This is a genomic window from Eubacterium callanderi (assembly GCF_900142645.1).
Lineage (GTDB): Bacteria > Bacillota > Clostridia > Eubacteriales > Eubacteriaceae > Eubacterium > Eubacterium callanderi.
On the sequence record NZ_FRBP01000002.1, the window covers coordinates 255,190 to 270,161 of the forward strand.

16 protein-coding genes are annotated in these 14,972 nt (G+C 45.2%); 1 reads left to right on the forward strand and 15 read right to left on the reverse strand.

Annotated elements, in window-relative coordinates; translation table 11 throughout:
- Positions 1–33: 33 nt before the first annotated feature.
- From fmt to dapF, 7 genes are read right to left on the reverse strand one after another with little or no spacing between them, the layout of a single operon-like run.
- Positions 34–975, reverse strand: a complete 942-nt coding sequence (gene fmt / locus BUC22_RS03475; protein WP_013381600.1) for a methionyl-tRNA formyltransferase — start codon at positions 973–975, stop codon at positions 34–36.
- On the reverse strand, positions 972–1,412 hold the full coding sequence (gene def, locus BUC22_RS03480) for a peptide deformylase (RefSeq protein WP_013381601.1): 441 nt from the start codon (positions 1,410–1,412) through the stop codon (positions 972–974). The genes fmt and def overlap by 4 nt, the downstream gene beginning before the upstream one ends.
- Positions 1,413–1,425: 13 nt before the next feature.
- Entirely contained in the window at positions 1,426–3,654 is a 2,229-nt protein-coding gene (priA, locus tag BUC22_RS03485; protein WP_013381602.1) for a replication restart helicase PriA, read from the reverse strand.
- Between the two features lie 8 nt (positions 3,655–3,662).
- On the reverse strand, positions 3,663–3,995 hold the full coding sequence (gene rpoZ / locus BUC22_RS03490; protein ID WP_013381603.1) for a DNA-directed RNA polymerase subunit omega: 333 nt from the start codon (positions 3,993–3,995) through the stop codon (positions 3,663–3,665).
- A 2-nt stretch (positions 3,996–3,997) separates the two neighbouring features.
- Entirely contained in the window at positions 3,998–4,630 is a 633-nt protein-coding gene (gene gmk / locus BUC22_RS03495) for a guanylate kinase (protein WP_013381604.1), read from the reverse strand.
- Between the two features lie 39 nt (positions 4,631–4,669).
- Positions 4,670–5,551, reverse strand: a complete 882-nt coding sequence (locus tag BUC22_RS03500; RefSeq protein ID WP_013381605.1) for a YicC/YloC family endoribonuclease — start codon at positions 5,549–5,551, stop codon at positions 4,670–4,672.
- 26 nt (positions 5,552–5,577) lie between these two features.
- The gene (dapF, locus tag BUC22_RS03505) at positions 5,578–6,456 is read right to left on the reverse strand and encodes a diaminopimelate epimerase (RefSeq protein WP_073382344.1); all 879 of its coding nucleotides are present in this window, start codon (positions 6,454–6,456) and stop codon (positions 5,578–5,580) included.
- 145 nt (positions 6,457–6,601) lie between these two features.
- On the opposite strand from dapF, the gene BUC22_RS03510 reads away from it, so the two are divergent.
- On the forward strand, positions 6,602–8,413 hold the full coding sequence (locus tag BUC22_RS03510) for an Rqc2 family fibronectin-binding protein (protein ID WP_041689909.1): 1,812 nt from the start codon (positions 6,602–6,604) through the stop codon (positions 8,411–8,413).
- 277 nt (positions 8,414–8,690) lie between these two features.
- On the opposite strand, the gene BUC22_RS22025 is transcribed toward BUC22_RS03510, so the two are convergent.
- The 8 genes from BUC22_RS22025 to BUC22_RS03550 all read right to left on the reverse strand — a co-directional run bounded on the left by BUC22_RS22025 (position 8,691) and on the right by BUC22_RS03550 (position 14,913).
- Positions 8,691–9,614, reverse strand: coding sequence for an RluA family pseudouridine synthase (locus BUC22_RS22025; protein WP_013381608.1), 924 nt, complete (start codon positions 9,612–9,614; stop codon positions 8,691–8,693).
- Between the two features lie 21 nt (positions 9,615–9,635).
- The gene (locus tag BUC22_RS22030) at positions 9,636–10,370 is read right to left on the reverse strand and encodes a YlmH/Sll1252 family protein (RefSeq protein WP_013381609.1); all 735 of its coding nucleotides are present in this window, start codon (positions 10,368–10,370) and stop codon (positions 9,636–9,638) included.
- A gap of 9 nt (positions 10,371–10,379) precedes the next feature.
- A complete protein-coding gene (locus BUC22_RS03525; protein WP_083257326.1) occupies positions 10,380–11,723 on the reverse strand; it encodes an MATE family efflux transporter in 1,344 nt (447 codons plus the stop codon).
- Positions 11,724–11,859: 136 nt separating this feature from the next.
- Positions 11,860–12,225: a hypothetical protein gene (locus tag BUC22_RS03530; protein WP_073382346.1), complete on the reverse strand. Its 366-nt coding sequence runs from the start codon at positions 12,223–12,225 to the stop codon at positions 11,860–11,862.
- A gap of 103 nt (positions 12,226–12,328) precedes the next feature.
- Complete coding sequence (locus tag BUC22_RS03535) at positions 12,329–12,598, reverse strand: YggT family protein (protein ID WP_013381612.1); 270 nt, start codon at positions 12,596–12,598, stop codon at positions 12,329–12,331.
- Positions 12,599–12,600: 2 nt separating this feature from the next.
- Positions 12,601–13,092, reverse strand: coding sequence for a cell division protein SepF (locus BUC22_RS03540; RefSeq protein ID WP_013381613.1), 492 nt, complete (start codon positions 13,090–13,092; stop codon positions 12,601–12,603).
- A 10-nt stretch (positions 13,093–13,102) separates the two neighbouring features.
- Positions 13,103–13,765 carry a YggS family pyridoxal phosphate-dependent enzyme gene (locus BUC22_RS03545; protein ID WP_013381614.1) on the reverse strand — a complete coding sequence of 221 codons (663 nt, stop codon included), beginning with the start codon at positions 13,763–13,765 and terminating at the stop codon, positions 13,103–13,105.
- Between the two features lie 26 nt (positions 13,766–13,791).
- Positions 13,792–14,913 carry a hypothetical protein gene (locus tag BUC22_RS03550; protein WP_013381615.1) on the reverse strand — a complete coding sequence of 374 codons (1,122 nt, stop codon included), beginning with the start codon at positions 14,911–14,913 and terminating at the stop codon, positions 13,792–13,794.
- Positions 14,914–14,972 lie beyond the last annotated feature (59 nt).

Below are 14,972 nucleotides of genomic sequence, written 5' to 3' on the forward strand. Positions count from 1 at the left end.
ATTATACAAAAGCACTCTAAAATCAAGCTTAATCTATTCAAACCGTGAGCCAAGGGCGATGCTGTTTCCGTTGAAATAAACCTTTGACAGCATTCTTTTCTTGCCCGGCATCTGGATTTCTCCAACCGCCAGCGCGCCATCACCGGTTTTTACCACTAAGCCATGCTTTGTATCTGCCTGCAGGACAGTTCCAGGAAGTTCTTCCCCAGAATAGTCCAAACTTTCCGGCGCAAAACATTTTATCTTTTCACCGTTTAATTCAGTATATGCACCTGGGAAGGGATCCGTTCCGTTAATACGCCGTAAGATTTTAAAGCTTGTTTGATTCCAGTCAAGCTTTCCAGTGGTCTTTTCAACCTTATCCGCGTAAGTTGCCATATTTTCATCCTGCTTTTCAGGAATAGCTGAACCATTGCTGAGGGACTCCAGCGTATCAAGCAGCAGCTCCGCTCCCTTTTCTGCCAAAAGATCATGAAGGTAGCCTACGGTTGTTTTCGCATCGATGGGCACACTCACCTTTGAAAGCATATCTCCTGTATCCATGCCAATATCCATTTTCATGATTGTAACGCCCGACTCTGTTTCTCCGTCGATAATGGCATGGTGCACCGGAGCTGCGCCCCGGTATTTGGGCAGCAATGAACCGTGAATATTCACAGAACCCAGAGGCGGCATGAACAAAATCTCTTCAGACAGAATCTGACCATAGGCTGCTACCACAAAAACGTCTGCTTTCAGCGCACGCAGCTCTTCAACCACTTCCGGTACCTTAATTCTCTCAGGCTGCAGAACCGGTATTCCCAGCTCCAGCGCACGCTGCTTTACAGGCAGAAATTTTATTTTTTTCCCCCGCTGGTTTGGTCGGTCGGGCTGGGCGACCACAGCCGCCACATCATGCCCGGCTTCCACCAGCTTATTGAGGGCGGGAACCGCAAAATCGGTGGTTCCCATCAATACAATACGTAATTTTGTCATTTAATTACCCTGTCCAAAAACACAATGCCGTTCAGATGATCAACCTCATGGCATACCGCTCGGGCCATCAGCCCCTGGCATTCCATTTCATAGCGGTCACCGTTTAAATCGGTGTATTCAACCGTGACAAATTCTGGGCGTTCCACCTTACCGGAGCGGTCTGGAAAGCTCAAACAGGCTTCTTCCTCAACGACTGAGCCTTCCTGCTTTGTGATCTCCGGGTTAATCAGGGTCACCGGACCCTCACCAATATCAATGACGATCAGCTGTTTCAGCACCCCAACCTGCGGCGCTGCCAAACCGACACCTTCCTCAGCATACATTGTATCCAGCATATCTTTTTGCAGTTCAATGATCCGATCATTTATTTCAGTAATCTCGCGGGTCTTTTTTCTGAGAATCGGATCGTCGTTTACCCGCATTTTTCTTATGGCCATTCTATTCTCCTTTCTACAAGGTGGCAGGGGGATCAATTTCGATTGACACCTTTGAGGCCAACCGCTCTATTTCCCCCGCCGCCGTTACTTCTTCAATAATATGTTTAAAGGCATCCAAATCCTTTGTTTTCAACAAAATTTTCCAGCGAATCTGTCCGTTTCCACGGATGACGCCAGATAAAAAGGGCTCAAAAATTTCCACAGATGTTCCAGATCCGGAGACTTTCTTTAACGAATGGAAAAACGCACGGCTGTCATTTGCCACCTGTGCTTCATTCGCATGAAACAAACTGAACAATACAAGATGCTTTTCCGGCGGATAGCCCATGAGACGCCGATATTCAAATTCCTGTCTGTAAAAATCTGCCGGATTTTCTGAAGTCAGCGCCGCATTCGTGATGTTATCTGGTTCGTAGGTCTGAATCAGACAGGGTGTAGCCTCCGTCATACGGTTAAAAAAACGCTTGTAAAGCTGGTAAGCGTTCTCCGATGAGCTGTAGTCCCCATGGTTTAAATCGCCATCAATGAGCAGCGCAGCAGCTAACCCGATATTTTGAAAATCAAAATTTCTCAGCAGCATCCGTGTCCCCAAAATAATATCCCAGTGTTTCTCCGAGAGCTCTCGATTGACTTTTTTAAAATCTTCATAGGAGGTGATGGTTTCACCGTCCAGTTTTAAAATTCGACTGTCGGGGTAGCGCTTTTTCAGCAGCTCATAGACCTGGTCAATCCCCAGCCCCAGCGCCTTGATTTTTTTCTCTCCGCATTCGGGACAGATCGTGTTTCTTTTTTTAGTATACCCGCAGTAATGACATTTTAAAACATCACCTCCTGCATAGTATTTCAGACTGACGCCGCAGGCAGGGCATTTTTCCACATAACCGCAGCTCCTGCAAAAGACATAAGAGGCATAGCCGCGTTTATTGATCAGCAGCATGGCTGTCTTTTTTTCCGCCAGTGTTTTTTCAAGACACTCTTTGAGGCGGTAGCTCATAAAGTCAAAATTCCCTGACTTCATTTCACTCTGCATATCCACAATGGCCGGCACAGGCTTCTTTCTTGCAAAACAGGGCGCGTTGTAAATTCCTGTCCATTCCCCGGTTTCCGTCTTTTTTACCGCCGCGACAGATGGAATCTCATCACTGATGATCATATCCGCATCGCAGAGGGACGCGTATTTCTGAGCAATGGTAATGGTATTATACCGGGGCATTGCAGACGCATAATAGGATGGATCGCGTTCTTCATCCACAATGATGAGCCCAAGCTTTCTGAAGGGCATGAATAATGCCGCCCTCGACCCTACTAATACCTTTATCTCGCCACAGCTTACCCGTTTAAAAATCTGATACCGCTCCTTTTGGCTGAGCTTTCCATGACAAACCGCCACAGCGTTTCCAAAATATTGGTATAGCAAGGTCCGCGTCTCAAGGGAAAGCCCAATTTCCGGGAACAGCATCAATGCTGTCTTTCCCCTGCTCAGACACTCCTCCACCGCCTTACAGTAGAGCATAAGTCTGGTTTCTAAATTTTCCTCAAAAATAAAGCACGGAGTTCCCTTTTGTCGTTTCTCTGAAAATTGGCGATATAAAAAATCGCCGCTCTCCGAGATCACAATATCTTCTGGCTCTACTTTTTCACCTATCGCCTTACAGCTTGTATCCCGTTCATAGGCAGAAACCAGTCCCTTCTTCTCAAGGGAGCGAAGGCTGCTGCCAACATCTCCCAGCAGCTCACAGATCTCTCTTCTGGTGAAATCCCTTGTCTCAAGCAGCTCGAGAATTTGTTTCTGTACCGGTCCGCTCACCCTTTCTTTTTGTTCAAGCCGATAGACTTTTTCAGTGGATTCGTAGGGCTCAAAGGCGATCCGGTTCTCATGGGGGTTTTCCTCAGAGATCACCAGCCGCCTGACAACCTTCACAGGGCTTGTAAAATGATAAAGGCCCTCATAAAACAAAGAGCAGTAGGTGCTTTTCATCCAGAGACATAAAGCGATCTGTTCCTTTGTTAAAATCGGGCTTTCATCAATAACTGCTTCAAGTTCTTTGATTTTATCCGGATAAGCAGTTTCCTTTTTCACACGGACCACAAAGCCCTCAAGCTGACGGTTTCCGTTCCCGAAGGTTACGCCGACGCGCACTCCGGGAACAACGACCGGCTCAAACCTTTCCGGTATTTTATAATCGTAAGGATGATCAATTCGCTTATTCGTCTGATTTAAATAAATCTCAGCAAATTTCACAACTGTTCCTATAAATCTTCAGCCATATCAGCGGTTGTTTCAGCTTCGCTACAAAGTTCATCTTCCGGGAAAACAGCATCTTCAAAAACATCGTCAACCTCTGAGGCTTCTGCAGGCTGTACGGGGCGTACAAGGTCCTGCGCGATTTCCGCAGTCGCAATGGAAACCGGATTATCAATGGTAATTTTCACCAATGGTTCGTCACCATCAATGATTTCTCTTGCTCTTTTAGCGGTTGCCAGCACCAGCTCATATTTATTGCTCGCCTTGGAAATTAAATCGTTGATGGCTGGATAGCGCATCCCTTTACTTGTATAATTATCTGTAATATTTGGTTTCATTTCTACCTCCCTAGAATATCATTTACTTTGTTTTTCAAACGTTCGGTTCTGCATTTTTCAGCAGTGATAATGGATTCGACCTGGTGTGCCGCCACATTTTTATCCTGATTAATGACAATATAGCTGTAATCATCCGCATTTGTCATCTCATCATAAGCACAGCTCAGACGCATTTCCATCTGCTCTGCACTTTCTGTACCACGCATCTCAATTCTTCTGCGCAGCTCCTTCATAGACGGGGGCGCTATAAAAATATAAATACCTTCCTTGTAGTTCTCACGAACCTTTGCGGCACCCTGAATATCAATTTCCAGTATAACATCATACCCTTCTTCGAGCAGATTTTCAACATAATCCTTTGGAGTTCCATAATAATTATCATAAACCGTTGCGTATTCCAGGTACTTTCCCTGCTCAATGCGCTGTTTAAACTCTTCTTTGGTGACAAAGAAGTAATCCTTCCCCGGCACTTCATAATTTCTTGGTGAACGGGTGGTCTCAGAAATGGAAAGCCGTATCTCCGGGCGGTTTTCACGCACAATTCTGCACACTGTGCCCTTACCGGCACAGGAAGGCCCTGAGATGACAATCAGAATCCCTTTTTCCCGTTCAAAAAATTTTTCTTCACTACTCATATTTGCTTAAACTCCTCCAATTGCTGACGTTTTTTTATATCATTCGATATTCTGTATCTGTTCGCGGATTTTTTCAATTTCACTTTTGACATCTACTACAAGATTGGCAATGCCGATGTCGTTGGACTTTGAACCGATGGTATTGATCTCACGGTTTAATTCCTGTACCAGAAAATCCAGCTTACGGCCAACCGGTTCATCCTCTTCTCCCAGAATCTCTTTTAAACGGCCGGTATGGCTTTTAAGCCGTGTCAGCTCCTCGCTGATGTCCAGCTTGTCCGCCATAATGGCCACCTCGGTTAAAACACGCTTTTCATCCACTTCCATAGAATCTGTGTAGGCTTCCACTTTTGTGCGGAGCTCTTCCTGATATTTTTTCAGCATTTCAGGACTTTTAGCCTCTATGGCTGAAACAGCCTCTTCAATAACAGCGCAGCGGGCCGCAACATCCCTTTTGAGGGCTTCTCCCTCACGGCTTCGGCTGGTGTCCACCTGTTCCAGGGCTTCCTCCAGCACCGGGGCCATTTTACACCAGACCTCGTCATAATCCACGCTTTCATCCTCAAGACTTACAACATCTGGAAATTTGGCAATCAGTCCCGGGCTCAGATCATCATCAATCATGGAGTCCAGGGTTTTAATTTCATTCAGAACATGGATGTATGCCTTAGCAAGATCACGGTTAAACACAATCCGTTTATTCTGAGCGTCCAGCTCGTTATATTTGATAAAAATCTCAATGCGTCCACGGGCGATTTTTTCACTGATGGCCTTGCGGATATTTTCCTCAATGGGATTCAATGACCGCGGCAGCTTCAGAAAAAAATCTCTGAAACGATGATTAATCGTTTTTATTTCAATTGATATCTCCAGTGCTTCATCTCTGTAATCCTTACGGCCAAAACCTGTCATACTTTTCATTTTTGTTGCCTCCGTTCTTTTCAGGCTTACAATCCTCTTAAAGCTGCAAATAACGCTTCTTCTTCATTTGGAACCTGCATTTCATAGGTCCCCCTAAAAACAACCTTTGCCGGTCCTGTCATAAAGACAGCGCTCCCGTCGAGCTCAATCACCAGATCTCCGCCGGATAAACAGGCGTGGACCTTATTGCCAACCAAGCCCATGCGGTGCAGCACCGCAACCGTCACACAGGTACCAGTACCACAAGCCAGCGTACGGCCGACACCGCGTTCCCATGTATCCATGGCAATACTGTCATGGCTGATGACCTCCGCAAAGCTGATATTACATTTATTTGGGAACATAGGGTGCTTTTCAAAATAAGGGCCAACCTCCTCTATGGGGAAGCTGTCCACATTTTCGACTAAAACAGCCATATGCGGATTGCCCATAGACGCGCAGCCATAGGTAAGCTCCCGATCTTTGTAAGTGATCTTTTCACCGAGGAGTGTCGTTTTATCCGAAATGACCGGAATGTCCTGTGTCTGAAAACTGACACTGCCCATGCTTACTCTGATGGTTGATACCCCCCGGTAGGATTCTAAAACCTGGACGCCGATTTTACCGGCTCTGGTCTCAACCTCAAAGGGTTTTGACGCGTCCACAATACCAGCATCGGCTGCATATTTGGCAAGACAGCGGACGCCGTTGCCGCACATTTCAGCAATGGAACCGTCCTGGTTGTAATAATTCATTCGCACATCACAGGACTCCGAAGGCTCGACCAGAATCAAACCGTCTGCGCCGATGCCAAAATGCGGCCTGCACATTGCCTCTATTAACGGCGCCGGCAGCTCGATGGACTGATCCATATTGTCAATGACGATAAAGTCATTTCCGGCACCCTGCATTTTTGTAAAATTCATTCTTAAGCCTATCTTTCCATTTTGAATTATTTACCTTCTATCATATCCAAAAAACTTCCAAAAAACAACAGGAAATGCTAGAATTATTTGAAAAGATTAAATAAAGAAATAAAAATCTTTAAAATAGATGAAGGGAATTGAACCAATGGCATTTGACGGCATTACTACCAAACATTTAATAAAAGAATTACAGGCGACCATCATGGGTGGCCGTATCCGCAAAATATACCAGCCCGAAAACGATGAAATCCGCATGACGATTAACAGAGAAAAGGAAAATTATAACCTCCTGATCTCAGCCAACGCCAACAATCCGCGCGTCTACCTGAGTGAAAAGCTCAAGGAAAACCCCAACACGCCCCCCAGCTTCTGCATGGTGCTGAGAAAACACCTTCTCAACGGCATCATTGTGGACATTGTGCAGCACGAAACAGACCGGGTGATCGAGTTCAGCATCTCCGGTAAAAATGAATTCAACGATGTGGTGATCAAAAAGCTGATGGTCGAGATCATGGGCCGAAACAGCAATGTTATTTTAATCGATGATAAGACAAACGCCTCCGGCGAAACCCAGGATAGTGAGGACATCATTCTGGACGCCATGAAAAAAGTGGGCTCCGGCTCCAACCGCTACCGCCAGATTCTGCCTGGCAAGGCCTATATTTACCCGCCTGAAAGCGGCCGGCAGAATTTTTTATCTCTGACAGAGGCCCGGTATCATGAAATGGTGGCGGAAAACGCCGAAACCGTTACCGAACGCTTCTGGGTGCAGTGCTTTCTGGGCTTAAGCCCCATTATCGCCCGGGAATTCTGTTTCAGAGCCGGTCTTAACCCTGAGCTCAAGCTCAGAGAATTTTCAAAAAAGCAGCTTGGCTATTTATATCAGGCTTTCAGAGAGGTTATGGATGAAATTGAAAAGGGGCCCGACTGCGGCATTTATTACTTTCGGCGTGAAATCATTGATTTTTCAACGGTCAGCCTCCACCATATGACCGATAACGAACGCAGTGCCTACACAAGCGTCTCAAAAATGCTGGAAGCATTTTACTATATCAAGGATAAAAAAATCCGTTTCAAGGCAAAGAGCGCCAATCTGCGGCATCAGCTGGACACTCTGTTGAAAAAAAACTACAAAAAGCTCCAGAACCTGCATCAGGATATGGACAACTCCAAAAAAAACGAAAAAAACAAGCTCTACGGCGACCTGATTACCGCCAATATCTACAGGATTGAAAAGGGTATGGAGACCATTGAGCTGGTGGACTATACCGACCCGGAAATGAAAACCGTCAAGGTTCATCTCAAGGTCAATGAAACGCCCTCCCAAAATGCCCAGCGCTTTTATAAAAAATACAACAAGGGCAAACGGGCCCAGATACAGCTGGCCGAACAGATCAAAACCACCGAGGAACAGGTCTACTACCTGGAGAGCCTCACAGGCGGTCTGGACCAATCCACAGAGCTCAACGAGCTGGACGAAATCCGCCACGAATTCATGCATTCTGAATTTAACAAAAAGGGCCTGACCCCTAAGGAAGCCAAGAAAAAGGTTGCAGCTTCCAAACCTCTGCACTTCATCTCATCCGAGGGCTTTGACATTTTTGTTGGGAAAAACAATTACCAGAACGATTATATTTCCACACGCCTGGGCGTAGACGAGGACTGCTGGCTTCACGTCAAGGATATTCCCGGCTCACACGTCCTGGTGGTGGCAAAGGGGCGTTTCATCACAGAGGATACCCTTCTGGAGGCGGGAATGCTGGCAGCCTGGCACAGCAAGGCCAAAAACTCCGAAAATGTCCCGGTGGACTACGTTGAGTTCAAGTATTTAAAAAAGCCTAAAAAATCCAAACCAGGCATGGTTATTTTCACCAACCAAAACACCATGTACGTGACACCCAGCAAAGATAAAATCACCGCGATCCGGCAGGTTTTCGACAGCGACGAGCAAATGTAGTCTAAACATAGCGTTAGAAGCATCTTAAATCCTCCGGCTTTCATATGACACATATGGCAAAGCGCAGCGTCATGTGACATAAAAAAACAAGGGGTCTGGTAAGCATTTTTTAACTCAGTTTATTTATTTTACTATTTAATTGTATTATAATAAACAAAAGCGGTCTGCTTAAAAATAAAACAGACCGCTTATACTGCCTGCGCCTTGTCATATGTGTCGTATGAAAACGCGCAGCTTTATTTTTTTAAATGCTACGTTTGATTAAAATCCAAAGTTTTTACTCAATTTCCTTCAGCCCGTCCAGAATCGCCTGAAAGGCTTCGGGCAGGGGCGCAGAGAACTCCATGTACTCGCCGGTGCGGGGGTGCTTGAAGCCCAGCAGCTCAGCGTGAAGGCACTGCCCCTCCGTCTTAAAGGGATTTTTTTTATCTCCTTTATATAAGGGATCGCCCGCGATGGGGTAGCCAATGGCCTGCATGTGCACCCTGATCTGATGCGTTCTGCCGGTTTCAAGGCGAAACTGCATCAGCGTATAGCCCTCTGCATAGCGCTTAAGGGTCTCGAAATGCGTAACTGCCTCTTTTGAATTTTCCTTAACCACCGCCATACGGACACGATCCTTTGGATGCCTGCCGATGGGCATATCGATGGTGCCGCGGTTATTCTCCATGATGCCCTTCACCAGCGCCTTATACTGGCGGGTGATGGTGTGCGCCTTAAGCTGCTCCGTCAAATTCTGATGGGCGGCATTATTTTTCGCCACCATCAAAAGCCCAGAGGTATCCTTATCGATCCGGTGAATGATCCCCGGCCTGTAAACACCATTGATGTTTGACAGTGCGCCGGTATGGTGCATCAGGGCATTGACCAGCGTGCCGGACGGGCTGCCCGGGGCCGGGTGCACCACCATTCCCTTTGGCTTATTGACCACAATCACATCCTCATCCTCATAGATGATCTCTAAGGGGATATTCTCTGGCTCAATCGTGCTCTCCGCCGGCTCAGGAATCTCCATAGTAATGATCTCTTTGCCCTTCAGCTTATAGCTGGCTTTTTTCTGGCCGCCATCCACCTTCACGGCGCCTTCGTTCAGTAAATTCTTAATATAGCCTCTGGAAAAATCCGGCTCCTGCTCAGCGCAGTAAGCGTCAAGACGCACACCAGCCTTTTCTTCCGAGACATGGTATTCTTTTATTTCCATTGATTCATTCCTCAATTTCTTCTAAATATATTTATCAACAATCAGACGAAGGTTTCCCTTTTTGGTGACACCGCCAAGCTCTGTGATCACTGCTTTTCCCTTGCCTCTGAACGAAATAACATCGCCATTCTTGATCCGATAATCATTTTTAGTGACCGCTTCATAGTTGACACGGACACGGCGCTGTTTAATATAAGTAATGCTGTCCTGTCTTGAAAAGCCCCATATTTTATTGATCACACCATCCAGACGGTCCGATGCAGCTACCAGCTCCAGACGCTTAAACCGCAGCTCAAAGGTTTTAATCAGGTCAGGCTCCAGTATTTCAGGCTTAATGGTCCTGCCCTTCACCTTTGTAAAATTCAAGGTGATAAAATCTCTCAGGCGTTCTGCAAAAACCACCTGGACTTCTTCATCGTTCATATTAATATCGCCTACACATTCCCGCGTGATGCCCAAATGCATCAGCTCTCCGAGCACATTTCGGTGATCCATTGGAAATTCCTTGGGGAAAGCGACTGCCAGCATCGGCCATTCGAGTGTATCGGCTTCTAAATAATCCGGGTAGATACACAGCATTCGCCTTCCGGCATTTTCCGTTCCTCCCCAGAAAAGATAGGGCTCTCCAGAATGTTTTAAAATCTTTTCCATTTTCATCTGCATGGCCTCATCCTGAAAATCGAAAAACTGGGGGGCATAATTATTCTGGCAGGCTTCCTCTACCCTGGCCAGCAAAAATTCATCTTTTTTATCCATTTCCATACCTCATACCACGGGGGTTTTCCAACGCCCCAGTCTTAAATAAATGATCTCTGCCACAACAGAAACCAGAGTGGCTGCCGGCGCCGCCAGACCAATGGCCATTAGACTGCCAGACAGTGTCACACTTAAAATCCATGCCAGCGGCAGGCGGACAAGCAGGGACGCCGCCACACCGTTAACCATTGAAAAAGCTGTTCGTCCACAGCCGTTAAAAAAACCAAGAAAGCAGAAACCAAAGGCAACAAGCATAAAATCAATACTGAAGGTTCTCAGATAGGCTGTTCCGGCCGAAATAACTGCCGGTTCCGCTCTAAAAATCTGTAAAACAGACGCTGGAAAAACCTGGGCCCAGATAAAAAAAGGGATTGAACAGAGCAGTGACATCACAATACTGGCGAAAAGAGATTTCTTCGCGCGGTCAGGCTGCCCTGCTCCAATATTCTGAGCTGCAATGGCCGCGATAGCCCCCGAAAAGGCGCTGGCCGGAAGCATGGCAAAAGCGTCAAATTTTCCCGCAATACCAACCGCGGCGGCTGCAACAACTCCCATCGTATTGATGATAGCTGTAATAAACAAAAAGGAAATCTGCAGTAAAGTCTCCTGCAAAGATACCGGAATCCCTACCTTCAGAAGCCGTTCAGCCTTGTCTCTGTAAATCCTGAAGTTGTCTTTTTTAAATTTAAAAATAAAACTTTTCCGGTTCAGATAAACAATGGCCAGGATCATACTGACTCCCTGTGAACCGGCTGTTGCCAGGGCAGCCCCCGCCGCGCCCATTTTCAGGCCGCCTACCAGCAGTAAGTCAAAAACGATGTTAAACACACAGGCTGCCGCAATAAAATACAATGGGCTTTTAGAGTCGCCCAGACCTCTGAGCATTGCCGCCAAAGCATTATAACCAAAGATAAAAAAGATTCCGCAGGCACAAATCCGAACATAATCCATGGCCGAGGCAAAGGATTCCGCCGGTGTCTTCAGCAAACCCAAAAACGGCGCGGCCAGCAGAAACAATGCCAATGTCATTAGAAGCGCAGCGATGGCAAAAAGCGTCAGCATGGTACTGATGGTCTCAACGGTATCTTTTTCTCTGCCACCGCCATAATACTGGGCAATAATGATGGTGCCGCCCATGGTCAGCCCGGCTACAAAGCTTATGACAATCTGCATCATCTGTGTTCCGATGGAAACTGCCGCGACCACAGCTGCGTCATTAAACCAGCCAACGACCATCATATCCACCGCGCCATAGAGGGCCTGGATAAAATTGGCCATGAGGTAGGGCAGCGCAAACACTGCCAGTGTTTTATAGATATTGCCTTTTGTCAGATTTTGTACTCGCTGTTCCAAATGCCTGTCCCCCAAACGATTCATAAACAATCTTTTCTATTATAGCTAAAAACGCAAATGTTCTCAAGCTAAAACATACGACAAAAAAACCGGTGTTCCATCACCGGCTTTTCACATTAAACCTTTTTCCTTTAGCTCACTCCATATATTCGAGGATCTCATAGGATTCTGACTTTGACAACTCAAAAACGAACTCTCCCCTTCCGTTCTCTGTCATCCCCAAACGAAAACCAATGCGTTTATCTGCCGTTGTGACGATAAGCTTTTCCTCATCTTCATCCAGCAGCGTCAGATTTTCATTCCGATAGACGACCATTGTCTTAATCTGCATGACCTTTTCCAAATCTTCATAACGGACCATTTTGGTAAAATTACCATAGCTGCTTTGCCTGAAACCCGGCGGCGCCTTATTACCATCTACGATTAATTTAAATGTATCCGGCATAATCTCCTGACACTTAAAGGTTTCACCATGATACAAAGCATATTGCCCTGAGCGCATATTTTGTTCACCTCCTTTCATGTATAATAGAAGATTTTTATGTATTCGTTTTCTTTCAAGCTTTAAATGAAACCGTCTGTCCATGGCGGCAGACGGTTATATGCTAAAAAATCGCTTTAATCAGCATTTGATATAAAGGATAAATGATAAACTGAAGCAACACCACGGCCGCAATCCCAGAAAAATCAATGGGACCAATGACTGCAAAACGGCGCAGCGGTGACAAGATTGGCTCGGTTAAGCCATAAATCAGTTTCACGATCGGATTATCCGGGCTGGGATTAAACCAGCTCATCAGAATATTCGCTACAATCAGGAGCGTGATCAACTCAACAAGATAACGACCGGCAACAATTAAAATACTTTCGATCATTCCTATTTATCATCATCCCAGTTTAAAATAGGGGTAATTGTATCACTCTCGTCTTTTTCCATGCTTGTGGAAACAGAAACCTGTTTTGGCGCAAGGATAAAAACATTATCGGCTATACGGTTGATAGAACCTTCCAGAGCAAAAACCGCTCCGTTAAGGAAATCAAAAATTTTCTGTCCATCTTCGTATTCTGTATTTTTGAGATTGACAACAACCGTCTTATCTGCCTTGATTTTATTGACGATCCCTGGCGCGTCTTCAAAACGTTCGGGGTCTAAAACCAAAACCTCCGGACCATCGCCAATACCGACAAGACCTGTACGTTTCGGGGCAGGTGTTGTTTTCTTTGGCTGAGGTGCATAGGTGTTTCTCGGTTCTTCGACAACTTCTTCTACTTCATCATCATAGTATTCATCATCGTAATATTGATCGTCGTCATCCATTTCCATACCGAAAACCTTTATGATTTTATCTTTGAATTTTTCGTTTGCCATGCTGTTTCTCCTAACGATTAAATATTTTTCTTCCGATCCTTACAATCGTAGCCCCTTCTTCTATAGCGATGGGGTAATCATCCGTCATTCCCATAGACAGATATTGCATTTTAATATTCTCTCCATGGTATTCTTTTTCTATTGTATCATATAATTCTTTTAAATGCTTAAAAACTTTATGAATTTCATCAGATTTTTTTGTCATAGGCCCTATACACATAAGCCCCTGGACCTCAAGATGCGGGCAGTTCCCGACTTCTTTCATAACCATTTCGTATTCCTCAGCCATAAAACCCGATTTGCTGTCCTCTTTCGCAAGGTTAAACTGGATTAAAACATTTGTTTTAACACCGTGCTTGGCGCTTTCTTTTTCAATGGTTTTTAACAAAGGGACAGAGTGAACTGAATGGATCAGACTGACCTTTCCCATCAGGTATTTAACCTTATTGCGCTGCAGATGACCAATAAAATGCCAGCGCACCGGTCCTTTGACCTCATCAACCTTGGCCAGAAATTCCTGAACCTTATTTTCGCCGAGATCATAAACACCGGCGTCGACAACCGCTTGTGTTTCTTCCACACTGCGGTGCTTGGTCACACCCACCAGCGTTACATTTTCCGGAATATCTTTTTTAATTGCCGCAATGTTTTCTGCAATGACATTCTCTGTCATTCTGTTTCACTTCTTTCTCTGAAAATTTATGGATAAACCTTAATGGTCGTGCCGGAGGACAGTTTCTTATTATTTTCATCGTCCAGCTTTAAAATAGCCATACCCTTATCATATTTATATACTGTTACGGGTGTCAGCTCCTCAAAATAGCCCTTTTCAAGCGTTTTTACATAGGTAGCGCCGTCTTTTTTGATAATAGCACTCTGCGGCACCTGAAAACAGCTGAACCGCTCGATATTAACGTCGGTATTTATCATGATTTCATTGGCAAAAACATTGACATAATCCTTGACAAGCATGACGATTATTTTATTATCACCGTCATCAATAACATCGACCAGATAGCCCTTGTAGGTATTCTGTCCATTTTCAAAGGAAAGGGTAGGATAGTAACGGAGCTGATCAACCCGCTTGACCAGAAATTTATAATATTCTGTGTTTTTTTCTGAGCCACGGGTCCCCATATATTCTTCCTTATTGTCCAGCGCTTCCTCTTCGCCTTCCACCGCTTCACTTTTGGGAATCGAAAAAGCAGTGAAGATATGGTCGTTATTAATAATTTTCAGGGCCGTCTGATTCTCTTTATCAATTTTGCTGGCCGTCTTCAGAAAATTCGTATTGATATAGGGCAGTGCGCTTTCACTGACAACTTTTTCCATGGCGTTAAGAGTAGTATAAACATACCCTGAGCCCATCATCTGTAAACCACTTAATGTAATATCTCTTGGCTGACCATCATTTAAACTCTCGTATACAGCCTTTTGCTGGTTAAGTTCATCCTGGTTTTCTCCCATAAACTGGACAGAATCCACCAGAAATTCCTTTCGCTGCCGGTCGGCCTGACCAAATTGTGTGGTAATCTTTGCCATTCCCACATAGTTTGCTGTAATTTCATTAATGACTGAAGGCCAGTCATTATAGTATTTATCCGCCATAATCTGATCAATGGTATCTGTCTGGTACTTCAGAAAATTCTGATTAACTACCTTTGGAGACTGTGTCAGCGTTTTGTAACCATTGGTTTTTTCTCCTTCGGGCAGTGTTAAATCTGCCGCGGAAAAATTATCCAATTCAATATAATCAATGTCTTTAAAAAAGAAAAAATTGGTTTTATAGGCATTGGTATATTCAGAGGTTTCCAACAGCATCCGCTGGTTATTCCGGTAAATACCTGCAACGATTATGACGGCAATTAAAAAAAAACGAC

What these genes read in the sequence shown, in the direction of transcription:
- fmt (WP_013381600.1), bottom strand. Translation starts at nt 975, where the DNA reads ATGACAAAATTACGTATTGTATTGATGGGAACCACCGATTTTGCGGTT.
- def (WP_013381601.1), bottom strand. Translation starts at nt 1,412, where the DNA reads ATGGCCATAAGAAAAATGCGGGTAAACGACGATCCGATTCTCAGAAAA.
- rpoZ (WP_013381603.1), bottom strand. Translation starts at nt 3,995, where the DNA reads ATGAAACCAAATATTACAGATAATTATACAAGTAAAGGGATGCGCTAT.
- gmk (WP_013381604.1), bottom strand. Translation starts at nt 4,630, where the DNA reads ATGAGTAGTGAAGAAAAATTTTTTGAACGGGAAAAAGGGATTCTGATT.
- BUC22_RS03500 (WP_013381605.1), bottom strand. Translation starts at nt 5,551, where the DNA reads ATGAAAAGTATGACAGGTTTTGGCCGTAAGGATTACAGAGATGAAGCA.
- dapF (WP_073382344.1), bottom strand. Translation starts at nt 6,456, where the DNA reads ATGAATTTTACAAAAATGCAGGGTGCCGGAAATGACTTTATCGTCATT.
- BUC22_RS03510 (WP_041689909.1), top strand. Translation starts at nt 6,602, where the DNA reads ATGGCATTTGACGGCATTACTACCAAACATTTAATAAAAGAATTACAG.
- BUC22_RS22025 (WP_013381608.1), bottom strand. Translation starts at nt 9,614, where the DNA reads ATGGAAATAAAAGAATACCATGTCTCGGAAGAAAAGGCTGGTGTGCGT.
- BUC22_RS22030 (WP_013381609.1), bottom strand. Translation starts at nt 10,370, where the DNA reads ATGGATAAAAAAGATGAATTTTTGCTGGCCAGGGTAGAGGAAGCCTGC.
- BUC22_RS03530 (WP_073382346.1), bottom strand. Translation starts at nt 12,225, where the DNA reads ATGCGCTCAGGGCAATATGCTTTGTATCATGGTGAAACCTTTAAGTGT.
- BUC22_RS03535 (WP_013381612.1), bottom strand. Translation starts at nt 12,598, where the DNA reads ATGATCGAAAGTATTTTAATTGTTGCCGGTCGTTATCTTGTTGAGTTG.
- BUC22_RS03540 (WP_013381613.1), bottom strand. Translation starts at nt 13,092, where the DNA reads ATGGCAAACGAAAAATTCAAAGATAAAATCATAAAGGTTTTCGGTATG.
- BUC22_RS03545 (WP_013381614.1), bottom strand. Translation starts at nt 13,765, where the DNA reads ATGACAGAGAATGTCATTGCAGAAAACATTGCGGCAATTAAAAAAGAT.
- BUC22_RS03550 (WP_013381615.1), bottom strand. Translation starts at nt 14,913, where the DNA reads ATGCTGTTGGAAACCTCTGAATATACCAATGCCTATAAAACCAATTTT.